The sequence below is a fragment of the Pseudomonas sp. GW821-FHT02B10 genome (assembly GCF_059421865.1).
Genome location: NZ_JBWKVU010000023.1, coordinates 15955 through 36674, shown reverse-complemented (window position 1 = coordinate 36674; position 20720 = coordinate 15955). Strand labels below are relative to the sequence as shown.

The following is a 20720-nucleotide window of genomic DNA, read 5'->3' as shown; positions in this document are numbered from 1 at the left end:
CAAGGAGTTTTCCGTTTCGACTGCGCCGGAAGTGGGGCGAATTATAGACTTCCAGAATCTGCCGTCAACCCCTAATTACGTTTTTGTTGCAAAAGATGGTTTTTCCCCACTAAACGCGGGATTCGCCGTGTCACCGGCGGCACCCGCAGCAGTAACAACAACGCGCCAATAGAGGCGTAGATAGCCCACTCTTTAAGATCAGCCCGAACAATCCAGAGCATATGCAGTAAACCCAGCCCGAGAATGAGATACGCCAACCGATGCAACTTCTTCCAACGACTGCCCAGGCGGCGCTGGCTGTATCGATTGGAAGTCACCGCCAAGGCCAACAATCCGAGAAAGCCCAGGCTTCCTACAATAATGTAGGGCCGCTTACGCAACTCCACGCCCAACTGCGACCAGTCGAGCCCGAGGATAAATACAGCGTAAGCACTTAAATGCAGCACCACATAAGCAAAACACCACAAACCGAGCTGGCGTCGTACCGCGATCCACCCCGCCCATCCCGTGAGTTTCTGCAGGGGCGTCATGCTCAGGGTGATCAGTAAAAAGATCAGGGTACCCAGACCCAACCGATCGACCAGCACCTTTCCCGGGTCGGGCCCGAGGGCGGAGGCCCAAGCCTGGTACAACCAAAGCAAAGGCCAGATAGCAGCAACGATGAAGACGCCAAGGCGCCAGAGTGGGTAGCGCATCAGTAATTCTTCCGCAGATCCAGGCCGGTATATAAAGAAGCGACTTCATCCGCGTAGCCATTGAACATCTGTGTCTCACGCACGTTGGGACTGAACAGGCCACTAGGCAATCGACGTTCGCGTGCCTGAGTCCAGCGAGGGTGATCAACCGTAGGATTCACGTTCGCGTAAAAACCGTACTCATTGGCAGCGATGCTTTGCCAGGTGGTTTTCGGCTGCTTCTCTACCAGACTGATACGTACGATGGACTTGATGCTCTTGAAGCCGTACTTCCAGGGCACTACCAAACGCAACGGTGCGCCGTTCTGGTTGGGCAGCTCACGGCCATACATCCCCACGGCAAGAATCGCCAAGGGGTGCATCGCCTCATCCAGGCGCAGCCCTTCTACATAAGGCCAATCGATCAGGGCAAAACCCGAACGCTGGCCGGGCATGCTTTTAGGATCCTGAAGGGTTTCGAAGCGGATGAACTTGGCCTTGGAGGTTGGCTCGACCTGCTTGAGCAACTCGGAGATCGGGAAACCGATCCAGGGAATCACCATGGACCAGGCCTCGACACAACGCAGCCGGTAGATCCGTTCCTCCAACCGATAAGGCTTCATGAAGTCTTCCAGCGCATAACGCCCTGGCTTGCCCACCTCCCCGTCCACCACCACGCTCCAGGGCTCGGTTTTCAGCGCGCCGGCATTGGCAGCCGGGTCTCCCTTGTCGGCACCGAACTCATAGAAGTTGTTGTAGTGGGTGGCATCCTTGAACGGAGTGATCGCCTCATCCTTGACGTTGACCGCCTGCCATTTGGTTTCCGGCAGCTTCTGCGCAAACCATGACGGCGCCTTGCCAGGCTCGACATCTGGATAGCGCCCAGCGTCTTCGGCACTGGCCCAACGTGGCAGCGCACTGGCAGCCAGGCCAGCAATGGCCCCACCCAACAGGCTACGGCGAGAGAAATAAAGAGATTCAGGCGTGACGTCCGACTCTTTGCAGTCAGACGACTTGGGGATTTTGATCAACATGGCAACTCCGCAGTATTGGAGGACTGATGCACCAATAGACTGCGGAGTATGGGGGAAATTACATTAAGGCAACGTTTTGCGTCGACGAAGACGCAGCAGGTATTGCACCGGACCGGACGCCGCATAAGCGAGGAAAACCAGCAGCAGAATCCGCGGCGGATCACTGAAGACCACGGCGAATACCAGAACCACGGCGAGAATCGCCACGAAAGGCACACGCCCCTTCAGGTCCAGCTCCTTGAAGCTGTTGTACTTGATATTGCTGACCATCAGCATGCCGGCCGCCGCCACCATCAGCGCCACCAGGAACGACATCTTCGAACCCTGAATGCCGTAATCGCTGAACGCCCAGACAATACCGGCCACCACACCCGCCGCGGCCGGACTGGCCAGGCCGATGAAGTAACGCTTGTCGGCAGTCCCCACCTGGGTGTTGAAACGAGCCAGACGCAGAGCCGCGCCCGCTACATAGATGAAGGCGACCATCCAGCCGACCTTGCCCATGTCGCCCAGCGCCCAACCGAATGCCAGCAAGGCAGGCGCAACGCCGAAGGCAACCATGTCGGACAGCGAGTCATACTCGGCGCCAAAAGCGCTCTGGGTATTGGTCATGCGGGCCACGCGCCCATCCAGGCCGTCGAGCACCATGGCGACAAAAATCGCGATGGCCGCGAACGCGAAATACTTGCTCGCTCCTGCCGCGTCCCCGGCGCTCAATGCACTTTGGGCACTCATGGAGTTGATGATCGAGTAGAAACCGGCGAACAGGTTCGCGGTGGTGAAGAGATTCGGCAGCAGATAGATACCACGATGCCGGACTTTACGGCCTTCAGCGTCATGCCCTTCTTCGACATGCTCATCGATGGGTAGCAGGCTTTCGGCGTCAGAGGCCTGGTTTGGCTCTTCGGGACGTTCGCTCATGGACATTACCTTGCAACGGTGTGAAAAGTTTCGACGATACCCAGGGTCACGATTGGACCACAAAGGATCCAGCTTTATACCAGAACCTGTCTATCCAAACGAAAAAACGCGGCCTAGGCCGCGTTTTTCCCTGACAAGACTCGAACTTAGTTCTTGGCTTTGTCGACGATTTTGTTGGCACCGATCCACGGCATCATCGAGCGCAGTTGCTCACCGATGATTTCGATACCGTGAGCGGCGTTGTTACGACGCTTGGCGGTCATCGATGGGTAACCGGTAGCACCTTCGCTGATGAACATCTTGGCGTACTCGCCGTCCTGGATGCGCTTCAGGGCGTTGCGCATGGCCTGACGGGATTCGGCGTTGATCACTTCAGGGCCGGTCACGTACTCGCCGTATTCGGCGTTGTTGGAGATCGAGTAATTCATGTTGGCGATACCGCCTTCGTACATGAGGTCAACGATCAGTTTCAGTTCGTGCAAGCACTCGAAGTAAGCCATTTCCGGCGCGTAGCCAGCTTCGACCAGGGTTTCGAAACCGGCCTTGACCAGCTCGACGGTACCACCACACAGAACAGCCTGCTCGCCGAACAGGTCGGTTTCAGTCTCGTCCTTGAAGGTGGTTTCGATGATACCGGTACGGCCGCCGCCCACGCCTGCCGCGTAGGACAGAGCAACGTTCTTGGCGTTGCCGGAAGCGTCCTGGTAGATAGCGATCAGGTCAGGGATACCGCCGCCCTTGACGAACTCGGAACGTACGGTGTGGCCCGGGGCCTTCGGCGCGATCATGATCACGTCGAGGTCGGCGCGCGGAACAACCTGGTTGTAGTGGATCGCGAAGCCGTGGGAGAAGGCCAGGGTGGCGCCCTTCTTGATGTTCGGCTCGATTTCGTTCTTGTACAGCAGGGACTGGAATTCGTCCGGGGTCAGGATCATGACCAGGTCGGCGCCGGCAACGGCCGCGGCAACGTCGGTCACTTTCAGGCCATGGGCTTCAGCCTTGGCAACGGTGGACGAGCCTTTACGCAGGCCAACGGTGACATCAACGCCGGAGTCTTTCAGGTTGCACGCTTGAGCGTGACCCTGGGAACCGTAACCGATGATGGCAACTTTCTTGCCCTGGATGATCGAGAGGTCGCAGTCTTTATCGTAGAAAACTTTCATGAATTTCCCCTATATCAGGCCGTTCAGGCCGTTCGCTAATTTGAGTTAGATGCTGAGTACTTTATCGCCACGGGCAATGCCGGTGACGCCACTGCGTACGGTTTCCAGAATCGAGGCGGTGCCGATCGACTGGATGAAACTGTCGAGCTTGTCGCTGGTACCGGTCAATTGAACGGTATACACGCTGGCACTGACATCGACGATCTGCCCACGGTAAATATCGGTGGTGCGCTTGACCTCGGCGCGCTGGGCGCCGGTGGCCTTGACCTTGACCAGCATCAGCTCACGTTCGATGTGAGCGCTTTCCGACAGGTCGACCAGCTTGACCACTTCAACCAGCTTGTTCAGGTTCTTGGTGATCTGCTCGATGATTTCATCGTGTCCCACGGTGGTCAGCGTCAGACGCGACAGGGTCGGGTCTTCGGTCGGCGCCACGGTCAGGCTTTCGATGTTGTAGTTGCGCTGCGAAAACAGGCCAACCACACGAGACAAGGCGCCCGGTTCGTTTTCCAGAAGCAAGGAGATAATGTGCCGCATGATTAAGTACGCTCCGTCTTGCTCAGCCACATATCGCGCATGGAGCCGTCTTTGATCTGCATCGGGTAGACGTGCTCGCTGGTATCGACCTGGATGTCGAGGAACACCAGGCGATCTTTCATGGCGAACGCTTCTTCCATCTTCGGTTTCAGATCCTTCAGGTCCGTGACGCGAATGCCCACGTGCCCATAGGCCTCGGCCAGCTTGACGAAATCAGGCAGCGATTCCATGTAGGAATGCGAGTGACGGCTACCGTAGTTCATGTCCTGCCACTGCCGCACCATACCCAGTGCACCGTTGTTCAGGTTGATGATCTTGACCGGCAGGTCGTACTGCAGGCAGGTCGACAGCTCCTGAATGTTCATCTGGATACTGCCCTCACCCGTTACACAGGCAACGTCAGCATCAGGGAAACTCAACTTGACGCCCATGGCCGCAGGGAAACCGAAGCCCATCGTGCCCAGGCCACCGGAGTTGATCCAGCGATTGGGTTTGTTGAACCGGTAGTACTGCGCCGCGAACATCTGGTGCTGACCCACGTCGGAGGTCACATAGGCATCGCCCTTGGTCACTTCGCAGAGGGTCTCGATCACGGTCTGCGGCTTGATGATGCTGCCGTCGCCCTTGTCGTAAGGGAACAGGCCGCGATCACCGCGCCACTCCTCGATCTGCTTCCACCAGCTGGCGACTGTGTCCTTGTTCGGGGTTTCGCCGATTTCCTTGAGGGCCGCGACCATTTCAGTCAGGACGCTCTCTACCGGACCCACGATTGGCACGTCTGCCTTGATGGTCTTGGAGATGGACGCCGGGTCGATGTCGACATGGATGATCTTGGCGTTCGGGCAGAATTTCGCCGGACCGTTGATGACACGGTCGTCGAAACGCGCGCCGACTGCCAGGATCACATCGGCATGGTGCATGGTCAGGTTGGCGGTGTAGCTGCCGTGCATGCCGAGCATGCCGACGAACTGACGATCGGTGCCAGGGTAGGCACCCAAGCCCATCAGGGTATTGGTGACCGGCAGGTTGAGCATTTGTGCCAGTTCGGTCAGCGGCGCCGAGCCGCCACCGAGGATCACGCCGCCGCCGGCGTACAGCACAGGACGCTTGGCCGCCAGGAGCATTTCTGCCGCCTTGCGGATTTGCCCGGAGTGACCACGAACAGCCGGGCTATAGGAGCGCAGCTTCGCTTTTTTAGGGAAAACGTATTCGAACTTTTCAGCCGGATTGGTCATGTCCTTAGGGACATCGACCACGACTGGACCCGGACGACCGGATTGCGCCAGGTAGAACGCCTTCTTCATGACTTCCGGGATTTCCGAAGCGTGCTTGATCATGAAGCTGTGCTTCACGATCGGCCGGGAGATACCGATCATGTCGGTTTCCTGGAACGCATCGGTACCGACCATGGTGCTAGGCACCTGACCGGAAATGATCACCATTGGAATGGAGTCCATATAGGCAGTGGCGATACCGGTGATGGCATTTGTCGCGCCAGGGCCGGAAGTCACCAGTACCACACCGGCCTTACCGGTGGCACGGGCGTAGCCGTCAGCCATATGGGTAGCCGCTTGCTCGTGACGAACCAGGATGTGGGTCACTTCCGGTTCTTTGAACAGGGCATCGTAAACATGAAGGAGAGCACCACCCGGGTACCCATAGATATATTTGACACCTTCGTCACGCAAAAAGCGGACGAGCATCTCACCGCCAGATAAAAGCTCCACGTTGTTCACCTCTAAAACGCCAGAATACCGCCCTCTTGAAAGGGGACGGGTCTTAATAGGTTTACTTCTCAGCAGAGCATGAGCGACGGTGGTCGCCGACTACGTCAGCACTGACTGAGCAAGTATTGGGAGTGCCCCAAGTGTTGCGGGGTTTTCCCACCCAGCGCGAGGTAACGCGTTGCGGGTGTAGCAGGTCGGCGCGGATGTGCGCCTCATGTTCTGCCGAGTGGGTCTGCTTCTGGCAGTCCCTCTACAGCGGACTTTGGATTCTTCTGTTTCGCCCTCTGCAAGTCAAGACGTCAATGTGCTTTATTCGAACTAAGCGCATGAGAACGCAAGAAAAAACCTGTAAACAGCGAGTGTCTGCGCTTCAATTGCGCAATCCTGGATAAGGAATTCAAAAATGCGAACCTTCGCCATGACCGCTGGCCTGCTGCTCGCCATGAGCCTCCCGTGCCAGGCCGGCCAGATTTACAAATGGGTCGACGCCCAGGGAGTCACCCATTTCGACGCCCAGCCACCCCAAGGCGTGGCCAGCACTGCCATCACCCTGCCAAAAGCGCCGAAAGGTGCGAGCAGTACGCCGCCGCCCAACAAGCCGGGGCCCCAGCAACAAGTCATGGACAATCAGGTCAAGCAGCAGCTCGCCAGGCAGGAAGCCGAACGCAGGCGTTTTTGCACACAAGCACGGGCCAGCCTGGCGCAGCTGCAGAACAACCCACGCCTGAGCGAGAACATGGAGGGGGGAGTGCGCCGCCTGACCGAGGAACAACGGCAGCAGCGCATCGCGGAAACGCAGAAGGCGATAGATAACCACTGCCGCTAGGCAGTGGTTGCAGAAGGTTTAGCGGGCGCCGCCGATCAGTTGGTCAAACTCCTTAAGCAGGATCTGCAACTGAAGGTCCCGGCCTTGCATCGAGCGACCGGCGAATACCACTTCGGCCATTTCCTGGATACCCGAGGCGTTGGGCAAAGGCAGATCCTGCTCAAGAATCGCCTTCATCCGCGGCAGGAAGATCCACTGCAGCCACTGCTCGAACTCCAGCGTATCCACGGCAAACGGCTCGACACTGGCCAGTGCTTCGGCACTCGGCGGGGTGTCATCCCACAGCCCTTGTAACCGCATCTCACGCTCGATCAACAGCAACTGATCGGCAATCTTTGGAAAACGTGCATCCATCAGAGCGACACCTTGGCTTTCTGCCGGGCCTGAGCGGCACCGGCGGCATCGCCCTGTTTCTCGCGTGCCTGGGCAATCAATGCCCATAGGCTGGCCTGCAGATCCGGACGACCGTTGGCGAAGCTCAGGCCGCGACGGGCAAACTGTTCAGCCTGCGGAGCATCGCCCTGGGCCATGCGTACCTGAGCCAGGCGATACAGCACCTGCGGCTCACGCGGCGCGACACGCTGGGCGCGCTCAAGACTGGAGGAAGCACCATTCAGATCGCCACTCGCCTGTTGCTGCTGAGCGGTGGTCAACAGGGCCAGCACCGGACCGTCCAGCTGCTCATCGGCGGACAGCCCGCCGGAGCTGGCCGAAGGCACTCCGCTCGGCGTCGGCGGCAGGCTGTAGCTGCCCTGATTGATCGGCGCAGACTGGATCGGCGCGGTATCGATAGGACCCGGGGTGATCGGTGCGCTGCTGATCGGTGCGGCAGTGGCCGCAGCCCCGCCCGGCACCATCACCACCACGCCCGAGTCCTGGGGAATACTTTGAGCCTGAGCTTGCGCAGGACGCTTGATGGTCGTCTGACGGAAACCGCCATTGGCCGAAATGCGTTCGCTGTTGGACACCGCTGTACCGGAGTCCACCACCGGAATCGAGCCACGCTGCACGCTGGCGCAACCATTGAGCAAAGCCAGAGCTGTAATAGCTGGAATCCACCACTTGTTCACGTCAAACCCTCTTCGCTTAATTCATCCAGCCCTTGACCCAATCCATCACCGACTCGCCGGACGCCGGGCTTTCGCCACCGCATGCCGGACCGGGAGGAGGTTCGCTGCCGCGAATATACGGCATCTGTACCGCGCCCGGACAGTTGGCATCCGAGCCCTGCCCGGTCCGAGAGTCGACCCAGGCCTGCACCACGTTATCCGGTTGTGGCATATCCAATGGCAACGGGTCGGCCTTGCGCATGAAACTGGTCCAGACCTGCAGCGCACCGGTGGCGCCGGTGAACGGTGTCTTGCCGTTGTCATCACGCCCCAGCCAGACCACGGCCAGCAGATCCTGGCTGAAACCGGCGAACCAGCTGTCGCGGGAATCGTTACTGGTACCGGTCTTGCCCGCCAGCGCCAGGGAGCGCGGCAGCACGTTGTAGACCGAACTACCGGTACCTTCGCGCATGACACGCTGCATCGCGCTCTGGATCAGGTAGATCGAACCTGGATCGAAACGTTGCTGGATCTGGAACGGATAACGCTTCAGCGGTTCGCCCTCAGCGGTCAGCACGCTACGGATCCCGCGCATCGGGGTATTGAAACCGCCGTTGGCCAGGGTCTGATACATGGTGGCGACTTCCATCGGGCTCAAGCCCCCCGCCCCCAGCAGCATCGAAGGGAACGCAGGGAATTCGCGGGTGACACCAAGGCGCCCCAGGGTTTTCAGCACATTCGGCACACCGACTTCCAGGCCCAGGCGCGCGGTCGACAGGTTATAGGAATGGGCCAGCCCCTGATAAAGGAAGACCGTGCCGTGGGAACGACGGTCGTAGTTCTGGGGTTTCCACACCTGCCCGTCACCCCCCTTCACCGAGAACGCCTCGTCGGAGAGCCAACTGGTCAGGGTGTATTGGCTGGGTTTCTCCAGCGCCGTCAGGTAAACCGCGGGTTTGATCAGGGAGCCGATCGGCCGCACCGCATCCAGCGCCCGGTTAAAACCGGCAAAACCGGCTTGGCGGCTGCCAATCATGGCCTGGACTTCGCCGGTTTCCGGGTTGGTCACCACCATTGCGGCTTCGACTTCATCCGATCCCTTGCGCCCGGCCAGGCGCTTGAAGGTATCCCCGACCGAAGCCTCGGCCTTCATCTGCAGAATCGGGTCGAAGCTGGTGAAGATCCGCAGGCCTTCCTCGGTCAAGTCTTCGTCGCGGTAATCCTCACGCAGCTGACGCTTCACCAGATCCAGGAAGCCCGGGAACGAGCTGTCCGCCAGACTGCCGCGTTTGGTCACGCCCAAGGGCATTTTCTTCGCCGCTTCGACCTGCTCCGGCGTCGCCACACCCTGCTGCGCCAGTAGATCGAGCACCAGGTTACGCCGCTCCAGCGCGCGCTCCGGATAACGACGCGGGTTGTAATAGGACGGCCCCTTGACCATCCCCACCAGCAAGGCGATCTGATGCAACTTGAGTTCGGCCAGCGGCTGGCTGAAGAAGAACTGGCTGGCCAGGCCGAAACCGTGCACGGCACGCTGGCCATCCTGGCCGACGAAGACCTCGTTGAGGTACGCCTCGAGGATCTCGCGCTTGTCGTAATGCAGCTCAAGCAGCAGGGCCATCATCGCTTCGGTGAGCTTGCGGCTCAGGCTGCGTTCGTTGGTCAGGTAGAAGTTCTTGACCAACTGCTGGGTCAGGGTACTGCCGCCCTGGCGCATGGCGCCGGACGAGGTATTGACCCACACCGCCCGGGCGATCGACTTGGGCGACACGCCAAAGTGGCTGTAGAAATCCCGGTCCTCGACCGCCACCAGGGTTTCCAGCAGGTAAGGAGGCACCTGATCGATCTTGATCAGGATCCGGTCTTCGAGATTCTTCGGATACAGGCCGCCGATCAGCAGCGGCTCCAGGCGTACCACGGCCAGTTTCGAGCCTTTGCTACCTGACAGCTCGGCCACGTAGTCACCGGAAAAACGCACCCGCACCGGTTGCGCCTGTTCCATGCCTTCATAGAACTGGAAACCGCGGGTATTGAGTTCAACGGTGTTACCACTGACCGACGCGGCACCAGGGCCATTGACCACGCTTTCGCGGCGATAGCCAAGTGCGTCGAGTTCGGTGAGGAAATCGTCCTTGCTGAGCTTCTGTCCGACGAACAGCTCCAGCGGGCGCGCATAGACCTTGGCCGGAATGGTCCAGCGCTTGCCGGAGAATTTCTCCTGGACCACGGCATCGAGATAAACCGCAAAGCCGGCGAGCACCACCAGAGCGACCAGACCGAGCTTCAAGGCCCAGCCCAGCCAGGGGCGCGGGCCACTAGACGGACGTTTTTTAGCGGAACGGGGGGATCGAGTACGAGTCATGGCGGCGGATTATACGCACTTTATTCATCGTCAACAGGAGCCGCCCGAGGTTTGCGTTAGCCCTGTCAGCGGCCATAATGACGCCCTTGAATTTTCCCCGACTCTGAAGGATCGCCTGTGAGCCAATCCCTGATCGCCGCCCTGCAAAACCCGGCCCTCTACCCGCATCCCGTAGACGGATTCCAGGTCATCGAGACCCATATCTCCTGGGTCCTGCTCACCGGCCCCTACGCCTACAAGCTGAAAAAGCCGGTCAACTTCGGCTTTCTCGATTTCACCGGCCTTGAAGCGCGCGGGCACTTCTGCGGCGAAGAGCTGCGTCTGAACCAGCGCCTGACCGACGATTTGTATCTGGAAGTGTTGCCGATCACCGGCAGTGCCGAAGCGCCGCAGATCGCGGGTGACGGCCCGGTTATCGAATACGCCCTGAAAATGCGCCAGTTCCCGCAAAGCCAGCTGCTCAGCACGCTGCAAGCCAATGGCGAACTGACCACCGCCCACATCGACGAAATGGCCCGGCAGATTGCCAGGTTCCACCTCGAAGCCCCGCGGGTCCCGGCAGCCCACGAAGCCGGCACCCCGGAAAGCGTCATGGAGCCGGTGCGTCAGAACTTCGAGCAGATCCGCCCATTCCTCAGCGACAAGGCCGACCTGCAACAGCTCGAAGCCCTGCAAGCCTGGGCCGAAAGCAGCTTCGAGCGCCTCAAGCCACTCCTTGCCCAGCGCAAGGCCGAAGGCTTCATCCGTGAATGCCACGGCGACATCCACCTGGGTAACGCAACGCTTATCGATGGCAAGGTGGTAATCTTCGATTGCATCGAGTTCAACGAGCCGTTCCGCTTCACTGACGTCTATGCCGACGCCGGTTTCCTCGCCATGGACCTGGAAGACCGCGGCCTGAAATGCCTGGCACGCCGTTTCATCAGCCAGTACCTGGAACAGACCGGTGACTATCAGGGCCTGGAGCTGTTGAATTTCTACAAAGCCTATCGCGCCCTGGTACGGGCCAAGGTCGCCCTGTTCAGCATGCCGGCCGACGCCAGTCCGATGCAGCGCGCCACGGCCCTGCGCCAGTACCGCAACTACGCCAACCTGGCAGAAAGCTACAGCACCATTCCATCGCGCTTCCTGGCGATCACTTCTGGCGTTTCCGCCGTTGGTAAAAGCCATGTGGCCATGCGTCTGGTGGAAGCTTTGGGCGCCGTTCGCCTGCGCTCCGATGTCGAGCGCAAACGCCTGTTTGGCGAGCAGCAGGTACAGAACGATCCGAATGCCGGCATTTATAATGCCCAGGCCAATACCGCGACCTATGACCGCCTGCATGAACTTGCCGGTATCGTCCTGCGCGCTGGTTTCCCGGTGGTCATCGACGCCACCTACCTCAAGCGCGACCAGCGTGATGCTGCGGCCAAGGTTGCCGAAGCGACCGGCACGCCTTGCCTGATCATCGACTGCAATGCCCCGCAGGCCGTCATTGCCAGCTGGCTGGCGCAACGCCAGGCCGATCGCAACGACCCGTCGGACGCGACCCTGGCCGTGATCGAACAGCAGCAAGCCAATCGCGAAGCCCTGAGCGCCGAGGAAGTGCTGCGCAGCAAGCGCGTCGAGACCAATGAAAGCGGGAGCCTCGACGCCCTGGTCGCGAACATTCGCCAGCGTCTCCCAGGCTTGTAATCAACTATTTCAGCCGTGAAACCGCAAAGGCTTCACGGCTGAAAAATAGTGGCACTATACTGGCGTCATAATTCCAGCAGGTGACGCCCCATGAGTCAGCCCAAACTTCTCGATACTCCCCTTTACGCTTTGCTGCACAAAGACGACATCGACGGCTTTAACCGGGAACGCCCGAAAGACCAGACTGTCGACATGCGCGGCGGCGATTTTCGTGGGCTCGACCTGCGTGAACTGAATGCCGACGGCATCGACTTCACCGACGCCTACTTCCGTTCTGCCGACCTGCGCGGCCTCGACCTGCGCAATTCCTCCATGGAAGGCGCCAGCCTGGCCCATGCGCAAATCTCCGGCGCCTACTTTCCGCCCGAACTGACTGCCGATGAAATCCTGATGTCCGTCAATTTCGGCACTCGCCTGCGCTACCGCACCAAGTAATCGCCCCTTTTTGCTCCGAGGTCCGGCGCGCTCTGCCTTACGCTGGACTTGGTCTTCTCCCTTCCCCCCTCTTCCCTCTGTTTCTGGCGTACTTTCCTCTGTCGCCTTAGAAGCTTTTGCGCCAAAACCGACCAAAGAACAGCGCTTTTCCTACTGAGCGCTACACTCCTTTGAGACTTGCCCACGCACCATTCGGCCGTCGCAAGGAGGCTTGATGAATGATGAATTGCAACACCTGAAGAACCTTGGCAAGACGTCGGCACAATGGCTGCATGCGGTGGGCATCCATAGCGCTTCGGACTTGCGCCGCCTGGGGGCGGTGGATGCCTATCGGGCCGTGCGGACCCGAGGGTTTCGAGCCTCGAAGGTGCTGTTGTACGCCATTGAAGGCGCACTGATGGATGTGCACTGGAATGACATTCCGGCAGAACGCAAGGAAGCACTCAACAAACAGCTGGATGCCATTTCTTCACGCCAAAAGAACTGACCTGGCAGGCTTTTTATGTATTTACTGGGGGAACAACCGGCTTACGCCGATGCCTTGATCATTCGGCTGCAGAGCATCCCGCCGCGCCTGCTGGAAGGCCTGCTGCCGTCCGGCGATGTGTTGGAAGTGGCCCCTTCCAAGGATCTCTCCAGCAGCCTTGCCGACAGCCAGCTGTTCCTGCTCGAAAGCGGCCAGGTACAAGCCAGCGTCGATGAGCGCCCACTGTTTTATCTGCATGAAGGCGATCTGCTCGGACTGCGCCGAGGCGTGGACCTGCCGCACTGGCAACTCAGCAGCGACCAGCCGTTGAGCCTGATCCCCTATCAGCGCGCCGCGGTGTTCCAGCATCTGTATGCCGACGAACAGCGGGCCGAACTGTTTCTGCAGTACCTGATCGGACAAACCGCCCTGCTCTCCGATGCCGTTGCCCGCCTCAAGCAGCCCGAGTTGCGCAACAGCAACGGCTTTCAACGCGTGGCCAAGGGCGAGGTGCTGATTCGCCAGGGCGACGACGCCGATCATGTGTTCGTCATTATCGAAGGGCACGCCGAAGCCTTTGTCGACGGACACAAGGTCGGAGACGTGCCCAAGGACGAGATCTTTGGTGCGATGGCCATTTTTACCGGGGAGAAACGCAATGCCAGCGTGATTGCCAGCGAGCCATCCACCCTGATGCTGATTCCCAAGAGCCAGTTTCTCAGCCTGACCCAGAGCAATCCACGTATCGCCCATAGCCTGATCGAAAGCATGGCACGGCGAATTGACCTGTTGAACAAGGAAGTCAGCCGCCTGCACAGCCTGAGCGCTAACCTTTGAAGCCCGTACTTACGGGCAATCCAAACGAGCGTTTGGCGGAATTCGCAGAAACAGGAAAAACCTTGTTGACTTGCAAATGAGAATCGTTATGATTGTCACAACTGGTCGCGAGATCAGTTGATAACCTGGAAGACCAGTGGTTCGGACTCTCAGATTATCTCCTCATCAGGCTAATCACGGTTATTTGACCCGGCTCTTGCCGGGTCTTTTTTTGTCCGGAAAAAGCCATCCGCCTACGGGCGCATCTGGGCGCAGTAGTCTTTCTCCGGCAACCGCGCGCTGTACCACACGTAATCCGCGCTTTGCGGCGATACCTGCATGCCCTTCTGCGCCAGCATCAGCACCACGGTGCCGTTCGATGCGTCGAGGTCCCGCAGGTGAACCGGCACCCCGACATCCCTGCGTGCATGAAAGGCCCCGGCAAACAGCAGCGCCGGCGTCGGTGCCGCCAGCAAGCGCTCGGCCATGCGTCGGTCGCGCTGCTGCTGAACCGCCAGCATCGCCGGCATCTGGCTTTCGGGCAGCAGGCCACAATGGGAATCACGAACTTGCTGCAGCAACTCATTGCGCACCAGGGCGGCATTCGAGTGCTCGCCACTCAAGGCTGGTGCCTGGCGATAGATGTCGCGAACTTCGGAGCTATCCAGATTGGCGGCCAGCAACGGATAAGGCTGGAGCAACGCATAGCGCACGACAGGTCCGTACAGCGCCCAATCCCACCCCGGCGACCAGGCCAATGCACCTGGCAGATCATCGGGCAAGCCCTGCGCCGCCTTGTGCTGGCAGAGCGCGTCGACCCGCGGCTGCTGGTCCGGCGTGAGCATCTCCAACAGCAGGCTGCCTTGCGTGCGCTGGGTCGCCATCGCCTGCAACAACCACAGCTGCAAGGCGTGATGCTCGGGGTGGTCATGCTGCTCGCCGACAATTACCCGTGGCGCCCGGGCCAGACGAATGACCAGTTCCTCTGGAGTCAGGAGCTTTCCACTGCGCAAGTCCTGAATCGCCCCGCTTTCAGCCTGGACCGGAAGTTCAGGCATGACCGGCACGCCCTCGCAGGCGCCCAGCAGCAACACACTCAGGATCAATAACACACGCATGTGGCATCTCCGCAAATCGCCTCAGCGGGCGATGATCAAAGGGTGGCCGCGCTCGGGGTGCGCCTGCACCAACACCTCCAGTCCGAACACCGCCTTGAGCGGTTCGGGCCGCAGCACCTGTGCCGGGCTGTCCAGCGAGTGGGGCCGCCCGCCTTCGAGCAGCAACAGGCGTTCACAATATCGCGCGGCGAGGTTCAGATCATGCAGGATCACCAGGACCGCGACCCCACGATCGGCAAATTCGCGGATGGCCTGCAAAGTGACATGTTGATGCAAAGGGTCGAGGGCCGAGGTCGGCTCATCGAGCAACAGGGTCTGGCCGACCGCACCCGGCCATAGCTGCGCCAACACCCGAGCCAGGTGCACGCGCTGACGTTCGCCGCCCGACAAGGCCACATAGCTGCGACCGTGCAGGTGCCCGGCATCCGCCGCTTGCAGGGCCTGCAGGACGATCTCGTCATCCCGCGCCCGGCCGCTTCGATAAGGCAGGCGCCCCAGGCCGACAACCTCTTCGACCCGGAAGGCGAACTCGAGCGTCGAACTTTGCGGCAACACCGCCAGCCTTTGCGCCTTTTGCCCGCCGTCCCACCTGGAGAGCTCACGCTGATCCAGCCAGACCTGACCCTGATCGGGTTTCAGCTCGCCGCACAAGGCCGCCAGCAAGGTGCTTTTGCCCGCGCCATTGGGCCCCAGCACTCCCAACACTTCACCGGGCTTGAGCTCGAGGTCGATCCCTTCCAGCACGGTTTTCCTGCCACGGCGCACCGCCAGATTTTCCGCTCGCAGCATCAGGCGCGCCCTCGCAACAAGAGAAACAGAAAGAATGGCGCACCGATGAAAGCAGTCACGATGCCGATGGGCAGCTCCGCAGGCGCCAGCGCCAGGCGTGCCACCAGATCCGCCAACAACAGCAGGCTGGCGCCGGCCAGTATCGACGCCGGCAACAAGGTCCGGTGGTCAGGCCCCGACAGCAGTCGCACCAGATGGGGCACCACCAGCCCGACAAAGCCGATCAGCCCGGCAGCGGCGACAGCCGCGCCGACCCCCAGCGCGGTACAGAACACTAGCTCCCGCTTCAGCCGTTCGACATCGATCCCCAGATGACCGGCTTCAGATTCACCCAGCAGCAAGGCATTCAAGGCCTTGGCCCGGCGTGGCAGCCACAATGCCACGGCCGCGCTGATCAACAGCAGCGGCCACAACCTCGAATAACTGGCGCCGTTGAGACTGCCCAGGTTCCAGAACGTCAGGGTGCGCAAGGTCGCATCGTCGGCCAGGTAGGTGAACAGGCCCACCGCCGAGCTGGCCAGTGCCGTCAACGCGATCCCGGCCAGCAGCATGGTCGCCACATGGGTCTGGCCGTTGCGCCGCCCCAGGCGGTAGACCAGCCACGCCACCATCAACCCACCGAGGAAGGCACAGAACGACAGCAGATAAGGACCGATCGCTTCCGGCACGCCGCCCAGCAACGAGCCACCGACGATGGCAAAGGCCGCGCCCAGCGCCGCGCCACTCGAAACGCCTACCAGCCCCGGGTCGGCCAGGGGATTGCGAAACAGCCCTTGCATCGCCACGCCGGACAGGGCCAGGACGCCCCCTACGGCCAGCCCCAGCAAGGTGCGTGGCAGGCGAATCTGCCCGAGGATCAGTTCAGCCTGCTCCAGGCCCTGCCCCTCAATAGGCAGGCCCAGCAAACGCAGGGCTGCGCGCAGGGTATCGAGCAACGGCAGGCTGACCGGCCCGAGCGCCAGGGACAGCCAGATCGCCAACAGACACAGCAGGCTCAGGCCAATGAACAGCGTGCGGGGTTTAAGCAAAGGGGTCATTGGGCGGTGCTGGCCTGGCCCGACTCGGCAGGATAGAAACCGGCCGACAGCCTTTTCAGGCTCTGTGGCAAGCGCGGCCCCAGGCCTCCCACCAGCAAGGTCGGATCAATCTCGAAGACCCGGCCGGCCTTGGCCGCGCCGCTGGAGGCGAGAATCGGGTTCTCCTTGAACAGCGCGGCGCGGGCTGCCTCACCACTCAGGCTGCGATCGGCAAACACCAGCACCTCGGGGTTGAGTTCGGCCAACGACTCATTGGAAAAGGGCTTGTAGCCCGTGTGGGTCGCAAGGTTGCGTCCGCCCGCCTGCTGCAGCAGCCAGTCGGCGGCCGTGTCCTTACCGGCAATCAGAGGTTTGCCACCCGCATGCCCGAGCAACAGCAGCACACCTGGCGCGACCTGTTTCTTCTGGGCCTGGCCGACCCAGGCCCGCTGCTGCTCCAGCTGCTGCTGGTATTGCTCGAACAGCTGCGTCGCCTTGTCTTCGCTACCCAGCAACTTGCCCAGATGCTGCAGGTTGCCCCGCAGGGTCGGCAGGTCGGCCTGGGCCGAGAACAGCTCGACCTGCACCCCGGCGCTGCGCACCTGCGAGAGTACTGGCGGCGGCCCCATCTCTTCGGTACCCACCAGAATCTGCGGGCGCAGGCTGAGAATGCCTTCCGCCGACAACTGACGCTGATAACCGATACTCGGCAGGCTCTTCAGGGATTCGGGATGCTGGCTGGTGGTGTCCACGCCCACCAGCTTCGATTCGGCGCCCAGCGCGCTCACCCATTCGGACAAGGCGCCGCCGGCGCTCACCCAGCGTTGTGGTAGCTCGGCCGCCGCAGCGGCATGGCTGGCCAGAAGTCCGACACAGAGCGCGATTGCGCGGGCACTCGAACACATAAAGGTATTTCCTTCAGAGAGTGGGCCCACGGAAGCCGCCGTACATGTGACATGCCCTGCAACCCAGGCATCGAAATGAGCAAGCGCCCCACAGGCGAAGCGGCCATTTGATAATTGTTTGCATTTGACCGTCAAGCACAGACATGTTTCACCAAGCGCCCACAGGAAAACTGTGACAGCCTGAGCCCAGAGCCGTCGGTTACCGAGGATAGACATGAAGTTTCTTTGCCCCCCCGGCGATCTGCCGGAGGCTTCCAGCCGAGGTTTCAACCTTGAAGGCCGGCCGCTTTTCGCAGTGCGCCGCGATCAACAGGTATACGTCTACACCAATCGCTGCCCCCATCGCGGGGTCGCTCTGGAGTGGCAACCCGACCAGTTCCTCGATCCCAGCGCCAGCTTGATTCAGTGCGCCACCCACGGTGCGCTGTTTCTGATCGAAAACGGTGAATGCGTGGCCGGCCCCTGTGCCGGGCAATCCCTGACGGCCATCCCCTGCCGGGAAGACAGCCAGGGCATCTGGGTTCAGCTTTAGCCGTTGAGCAATACGTCCAGACGACGGTCGATGCACACTTGCTCGGCGGTCAAGCATACCCCGTAGGCCAGTACCTCGACCCCGGACGCCACCGCCTCGCGCAGCGCCGCGGCATAACCGGGGTCGATCTCTTCGGCCGGTCGCACCGCTTCGACACCCGACAGGTTGACGCAATACAACTGCACCGCGCGAATACCGTCCCGCGCCAGACAGGCCAATTCCCGCAGGTGCTTGGCCCCACGCTGGGTCACCGCATCCGGAAAGGCCGCGACCGCGGAGCCGTCAAAGCCCAGGGTGACGCTTTTGACCTCGACGAAAGCCGGGCCGTCCAGATAGTCCAGGCGGAAGTCGATACGACTGTTTTCCTGGCCATAGGGCACTTCCCGCTTGAGGGCGGTAAAACCGTTCAACTCAGCGATCACCCCGGCGTGCAAGGCTTCTTCCACCAGCGTGTTGGCCCGCGCCGTATTGACGCAAGCCAGTCGCCCCTGGGGCGTTTCGCTGATTTCCCAGGTCCCGGGCAATTTGCGCTTGGGGTCATTGGAACGGCTGAACCAGACCTGCCCGCCCTCGACCATGCAATTGAACATGGAACCGGTGTTGGGACAGTGAATGGTCAGCAACTCGCCGCCAATGGTCTCGATATCGGCGAGAAAACGCTTGTAACGACGGACCAGGCGACCTTCTTCGAGGGGGGGATGAAAACGCATCAGCCTTGCCAGCTCCGCAAGCCACGGGCAATCCGCTCCACCGCTTCCTGCAGGCGCGGCAGGCTCTGGGTGTAGGCGAACCGGACATGGTGCCCGGCCTGATGGCGACCGAAATCCAGCCCCGGGGTAAAGGCAATGTGTTCGGTCTCGAGGAAATGCCGGCAGAAGGCAAAGGCATCGCCGCCGAAGGCACTGATATCGGCATACAGGTAGAACGCCCCTTCCGGCTCTACCGCAATGCCAAAACCCAACTCGCGCAGGGCTGGCAGGAGAAAGTCGCGGCGCCGCTGAAACTCGTTGCGACGCTCTTCGAGAATACTGATGGTGACTGGCTCGAAGCAGGCCAGCGCAGCGTACTGGGCCATGCTCGGGGCACTGATGTAGAGGTTCTGCGCCAGCTTCTCCAACTCGCCGACCGCCGCCTGCGGCGCCACCAGCCAGCCCAGGCGCCAGCCGGTCATGCCGAAATATTTGGAAAAGCTATTAAGGACAAAGGCGCTGTCATCGACTTCCAGCACGCTGGCGGCATCGCAGCCGTAGGTCAGGCCGTGATAGATCTCGTCCACCACCAGATGACCGTTACGCGCCTTCACCGCGGCCGACAGCCCCGCCAGTTCGCCGCGGGAAAGCAAGGTCCCGGTGGGGTTGGCCGGCGATGCCACCAGGGCGCCGACACTGTCCTGATCCCAATAGCGCTCCACCAGATCCGGTGTCAGCTGATAACGCACGTCCGGGCCGACCGGCACCAGTTGCGCCGCGCCTTCCACCAGGCGCAGGAAGTGCCGGTTGCAGGGGTAGCCTGGGTCCGCCAGCAGCCAGTGCTTGCCGGGGTCGACCAGCAAGCTGCTGGTCAGCAGCAGCGCACCGGAACCACCGGGCGTGATCATGATGCGCTCGGGGTCGATGTCCAGCCCGTAACGCTGCCGATAGAATCCGGAGATGGCCGTGCGCAGCTCGGGAATCCCGCGGGCGGCGGTGTAGCGGGTCCTGCCCGCTTCCAGCGCGGCCTGCCCGGCCTTGATGATCGGCTCAGCCGTGGTGAAGTCCGGTTCACCGATTTCCAGGTGAATCACATCGTGCCCGGCCGCTTGCAGCTCATTAGCACGGGCCAGCAGGGCCATCACGTGGAAAGGTTCGATAGCGCGGCTGCGCGCACTGTAGGGCTGAGCCATTAGCCTTCCTTCATTGAAGTGAGCAAAAAACCGATTCTACCCAACCCCGGGGACAAGGGAGAGCCCAAAGCCTTTGAACCCCACCATCCAACCCATTAAAGAACACCGACACCAGGCCCAGGCTTGGCTAAAATCATTAATTGACCAGGCCCCCGAACAGACCAGGCCAGGCGGCATCGACCTTTGCAAGCGCCGCAGGACGCGGGCTCGACAACCGGGAGTAGCGCCGTCCGATTTGATCTGGTAAGTTCGCCCGCTTGCAGTCGCAGGGCCGGCATGTGTCGGTGATGGAGCAATCCTGCGCAATGGATTACATGAGTAGAGGCGGTCCATTTCATGCCCACCCAAGCAAAGCAACAGAATCAATCGATCAGCGGCTTCGAGCCTTATGTTGAAACCGCAGGCGAAGAGTACATGGGCAAGCCCATGCGCGAGCACTTCACCAAGATCCTGAACAAGTGGAAACAGGACTTGATGCAGGAAGTCGATCGCACTGTTGATCACATGAAAGACGAAGCAGCCAACTTCCCCGATCCGGCCGACCGTGCCAGCCAGGAAGAAGAATTCAGCCTGGAACTGCGCGCCCGCGACCGTGAGCGCAAGCTGATCAAGAAGATCGACAAGACGCTGCAACTGATCGAAGACGAAGAATACGGCTGGTGCGAATCCTGCGGCGTCGAGATCGGTATTCGCCGCCTGGAAGCCCGCCCTACCGCCGACATGTGTGTCGACTGCAAGACCCTGGCGGAAATCAAGGAAAAACAAGTCGGCAAATAATCGCTGGCTTGAATGAA

General features: G+C 60.7%; 22 protein-coding genes. 7 read left to right on the top strand and 15 right to left on the bottom strand.

All coding sequences use genetic code 11. The annotated features are described in order from the left end of the window. Window positions 1-71: 71 nt before the first annotated feature. The 6 genes from msrQ to AC07VU_RS30350 form a co-directional block, all read right to left on the bottom strand. Window positions 72-695 (bottom strand): protein-methionine-sulfoxide reductase heme-binding subunit MsrQ, encoded by a 624-nt coding sequence (gene msrQ / locus AC07VU_RS30375; RefSeq protein ID WP_087091986.1) that lies wholly within the window; start codon window positions 693-695, stop codon window positions 72-74. Beyond that, window positions 695-1708: a protein-methionine-sulfoxide reductase catalytic subunit MsrP gene (gene msrP / locus AC07VU_RS30370; protein ID WP_150052896.1), complete on the bottom strand. Its 1014-nt coding sequence runs from the start codon at window positions 1706-1708 to the stop codon at window positions 695-697. Before msrP ends, msrQ begins: the two co-directional genes overlap by 1 nt. Before the next feature lie 63 nt (window positions 1709-1771). Beyond that, window positions 1772-2629 (bottom strand): CDP-diacylglycerol--serine O-phosphatidyltransferase, encoded by an 858-nt coding sequence (gene pssA / locus AC07VU_RS30365; protein WP_009045643.1) that lies wholly within the window; start codon window positions 2627-2629, stop codon window positions 1772-1774. 146 nt (window positions 2630-2775) lie between these two features. Next, window positions 2776-3792 carry a ketol-acid reductoisomerase gene (gene ilvC / locus AC07VU_RS30360; protein ID WP_495031008.1) on the bottom strand — a complete coding sequence of 339 codons (1017 nt, stop codon included), beginning with the start codon at window positions 3790-3792 and terminating at the stop codon, window positions 2776-2778. Between the two features lie 45 nt (window positions 3793-3837). Next, window positions 3838-4329, bottom strand: a complete 492-nt coding sequence (ilvN, locus tag AC07VU_RS30355; RefSeq protein ID WP_007924620.1) for an acetolactate synthase small subunit — start codon at window positions 4327-4329, stop codon at window positions 3838-3840. A gap of 2 nt (window positions 4330-4331) precedes the next feature. Next, window positions 4332-6056 (bottom strand): acetolactate synthase 3 large subunit, encoded by a 1725-nt coding sequence (locus tag AC07VU_RS30350; RefSeq protein WP_007924621.1) that lies wholly within the window; start codon window positions 6054-6056, stop codon window positions 4332-4334. Window positions 6057-6459: 403 nt separating this feature from the next. Here AC07VU_RS30350 and AC07VU_RS30345 point away from each other — a divergent pair, with 403 nt between their 5' ends. Then, window positions 6460-6882 carry a DUF4124 domain-containing protein gene (locus AC07VU_RS30345; protein WP_274304647.1) on the top strand — a complete coding sequence of 141 codons (423 nt, stop codon included), beginning with the start codon at window positions 6460-6462 and terminating at the stop codon, window positions 6880-6882. Between the two features lie 18 nt (window positions 6883-6900). Here the strand turns inward: AC07VU_RS30345 and AC07VU_RS30340 are convergent, their stop codons facing one another. Genes AC07VU_RS30340 through mrcB form a run of 3 tightly spaced genes read right to left on the bottom strand, consistent with a single transcriptional unit; the run spans window position 6901 to window position 10293 of the window. Further along, window positions 6901-7236 (bottom strand): YqcC family protein, encoded by a 336-nt coding sequence (locus AC07VU_RS30340; protein WP_053262686.1) that lies wholly within the window; start codon window positions 7234-7236, stop codon window positions 6901-6903. Beyond that, complete coding sequence (locus AC07VU_RS30335) at window positions 7236-7952, bottom strand: tetratricopeptide repeat protein (protein ID WP_495031007.1); 717 nt, start codon at window positions 7950-7952, stop codon at window positions 7236-7238. The genes AC07VU_RS30340 and AC07VU_RS30335 overlap by 1 nt, the downstream gene beginning before the upstream one ends. A gap of 16 nt (window positions 7953-7968) precedes the next feature. Then, window positions 7969-10293, bottom strand: a complete 2325-nt coding sequence (gene mrcB, locus AC07VU_RS30330; protein ID WP_007924629.1) for a penicillin-binding protein 1B — start codon at window positions 10291-10293, stop codon at window positions 7969-7971. Window positions 10294-10410: 117 nt separating this feature from the next. On the opposite strand from mrcB, the gene AC07VU_RS30325 reads away from it, so the two are divergent. From AC07VU_RS30325 to AC07VU_RS30310, 4 genes are all read left to right on the top strand, one after another. Then, window positions 10411-11967: a bifunctional aminoglycoside phosphotransferase/ATP-binding protein gene (locus AC07VU_RS30325; protein WP_274304648.1), complete on the top strand. Its 1557-nt coding sequence runs from the start codon at window positions 10411-10413 to the stop codon at window positions 11965-11967. 90 nt (window positions 11968-12057) lie between these two features. Continuing rightward, window positions 12058-12402: a pentapeptide repeat-containing protein gene (locus AC07VU_RS30320; RefSeq protein ID WP_007924632.1), complete on the top strand. Its 345-nt coding sequence runs from the start codon at window positions 12058-12060 to the stop codon at window positions 12400-12402. A 214-nt stretch (window positions 12403-12616) separates the two neighbouring features. Further along, window positions 12617-12889, top strand: coding sequence for a TfoX/Sxy family protein (locus AC07VU_RS30315; RefSeq protein WP_007924634.1), 273 nt, complete (start codon window positions 12617-12619; stop codon window positions 12887-12889). Window positions 12890-12904: 15 nt separating this feature from the next. Further along, window positions 12905-13705, top strand: a complete 801-nt coding sequence (locus tag AC07VU_RS30310; RefSeq protein WP_277589622.1) for a Crp/Fnr family transcriptional regulator — start codon at window positions 12905-12907, stop codon at window positions 13703-13705. Between the two features lie 233 nt (window positions 13706-13938). Here the strand turns inward: AC07VU_RS30310 and AC07VU_RS30305 are convergent, their stop codons facing one another. The 4 genes from AC07VU_RS30305 to AC07VU_RS30290 are packed head-to-tail and all read right to left on the bottom strand — an operon-like array spanning window position 13939 to window position 17512. Then, a complete protein-coding gene (locus AC07VU_RS30305) occupies window positions 13939-14802 on the bottom strand; it encodes a ChaN family lipoprotein (RefSeq protein ID WP_274304650.1) in 864 nt (287 codons plus the stop codon). A 21-nt stretch (window positions 14803-14823) separates the two neighbouring features. After that, window positions 14824-15591 carry a heme ABC transporter ATP-binding protein gene (locus tag AC07VU_RS30300; RefSeq protein WP_457274942.1) on the bottom strand — a complete coding sequence of 256 codons (768 nt, stop codon included), beginning with the start codon at window positions 15589-15591 and terminating at the stop codon, window positions 14824-14826. Continuing rightward, on the bottom strand, window positions 15591-16574 hold the full coding sequence (locus AC07VU_RS30295) for a FecCD family ABC transporter permease (protein ID WP_274306848.1): 984 nt from the start codon (window positions 16572-16574) through the stop codon (window positions 15591-15593). The genes AC07VU_RS30300 and AC07VU_RS30295 overlap by 1 nt, the downstream gene beginning before the upstream one ends. Before the next feature lie 50 nt (window positions 16575-16624). Beyond that, entirely contained in the window at window positions 16625-17512 is an 888-nt protein-coding gene (locus AC07VU_RS30290; protein WP_274304652.1) for a heme/hemin ABC transporter substrate-binding protein, read from the bottom strand. Between the two features lie 214 nt (window positions 17513-17726). Here AC07VU_RS30290 and AC07VU_RS30285 point away from each other — a divergent pair, with 214 nt between their 5' ends. Next, window positions 17727-18044, top strand: a complete 318-nt coding sequence (locus tag AC07VU_RS30285) for a Rieske (2Fe-2S) protein (RefSeq protein ID WP_053262692.1) — start codon at window positions 17727-17729, stop codon at window positions 18042-18044. Here AC07VU_RS30285 and sfsA read toward each other — a convergent pair. Together sfsA and AC07VU_RS30275 are read right to left on the bottom strand one after the other, a co-directional pair. Further along, on the bottom strand, window positions 18041-18754 hold the full coding sequence (sfsA, locus tag AC07VU_RS30280) for a DNA/RNA nuclease SfsA (RefSeq protein ID WP_274304653.1): 714 nt from the start codon (window positions 18752-18754) through the stop codon (window positions 18041-18043). The two genes, AC07VU_RS30285 and sfsA, sit on opposite strands and share 4 nt — an antisense overlap. Beyond that, window positions 18754-19926 (bottom strand): pyridoxal phosphate-dependent aminotransferase, encoded by a 1173-nt coding sequence (locus AC07VU_RS30275; protein WP_457274943.1) that lies wholly within the window; start codon window positions 19924-19926, stop codon window positions 18754-18756. The genes sfsA and AC07VU_RS30275 overlap by 1 nt, the downstream gene beginning before the upstream one ends. Window positions 19927-20262: 336 nt before the next feature. Here AC07VU_RS30275 and dksA point away from each other — a divergent pair, with 336 nt between their 5' ends. Next, complete coding sequence (gene dksA, locus AC07VU_RS30270) at window positions 20263-20703, top strand: RNA polymerase-binding protein DksA (RefSeq protein ID WP_007924645.1); 441 nt, start codon at window positions 20263-20265, stop codon at window positions 20701-20703. Window positions 20704-20720: the final 17 nt, after the last annotated feature.

Bases quoted from the DNA above. Each gene is read 5' to 3' on its own strand.
- msrQ (WP_087091986.1), bottom strand. From the start codon at position 695: ATGCGCTACCCACTCTGGCGCCTTGGCGTCTTCATCGTTGCTGCTATC.
- msrP (WP_150052896.1), bottom strand. From the start codon at position 1,708: ATGTTGATCAAAATCCCCAAGTCGTCTGACTGCAAAGAGTCGGACGTC.
- pssA (WP_009045643.1), bottom strand. From the start codon at position 2,629: ATGAGCGAACGTCCCGAAGAGCCAAACCAGGCCTCTGACGCCGAAAGC.
- ilvC (WP_495031008.1), bottom strand. From the start codon at position 3,792: ATGAAAGTTTTCTACGATAAAGACTGCGACCTCTCGATCATCCAGGGC.
- ilvN (WP_007924620.1), bottom strand. From the start codon at position 4,329: ATGCGGCACATTATCTCCTTGCTTCTGGAAAACGAACCGGGCGCCTTG.
- AC07VU_RS30345 (WP_274304647.1), top strand. From the start codon at position 6,460: ATGCGAACCTTCGCCATGACCGCTGGCCTGCTGCTCGCCATGAGCCTC.
- AC07VU_RS30340 (WP_053262686.1), bottom strand. From the start codon at position 7,236: ATGGATGCACGTTTTCCAAAGATTGCCGATCAGTTGCTGTTGATCGAG.
- mrcB (WP_007924629.1), bottom strand. From the start codon at position 10,293: ATGACTCGTACTCGATCCCCCCGTTCCGCTAAAAAACGTCCGTCTAGT.
- AC07VU_RS30320 (WP_007924632.1), top strand. From the start codon at position 12,058: ATGAGTCAGCCCAAACTTCTCGATACTCCCCTTTACGCTTTGCTGCAC.
- AC07VU_RS30315 (WP_007924634.1), top strand. From the start codon at position 12,617: ATGAATGATGAATTGCAACACCTGAAGAACCTTGGCAAGACGTCGGCA.
- AC07VU_RS30310 (WP_277589622.1), top strand. From the start codon at position 12,905: ATGTATTTACTGGGGGAACAACCGGCTTACGCCGATGCCTTGATCATT.
- AC07VU_RS30305 (WP_274304650.1), bottom strand. From the start codon at position 14,802: ATGCGTGTGTTATTGATCCTGAGTGTGTTGCTGCTGGGCGCCTGCGAG.
- AC07VU_RS30300 (WP_457274942.1), bottom strand. From the start codon at position 15,591: ATGCTGCGAGCGGAAAATCTGGCGGTGCGCCGTGGCAGGAAAACCGTG.
- AC07VU_RS30290 (WP_274304652.1), bottom strand. From the start codon at position 17,512: ATGTGTTCGAGTGCCCGCGCAATCGCGCTCTGTGTCGGACTTCTGGCC.
- AC07VU_RS30285 (WP_053262692.1), top strand. From the start codon at position 17,727: ATGAAGTTTCTTTGCCCCCCCGGCGATCTGCCGGAGGCTTCCAGCCGA.
- sfsA (WP_274304653.1), bottom strand. From the start codon at position 18,754: ATGCGTTTTCATCCCCCCCTCGAAGAAGGTCGCCTGGTCCGTCGTTAC.
- AC07VU_RS30275 (WP_457274943.1), bottom strand. From the start codon at position 19,926: ATGGCTCAGCCCTACAGTGCGCGCAGCCGCGCTATCGAACCTTTCCAC.
- dksA (WP_007924645.1), top strand. From the start codon at position 20,263: ATGCCCACCCAAGCAAAGCAACAGAATCAATCGATCAGCGGCTTCGAG.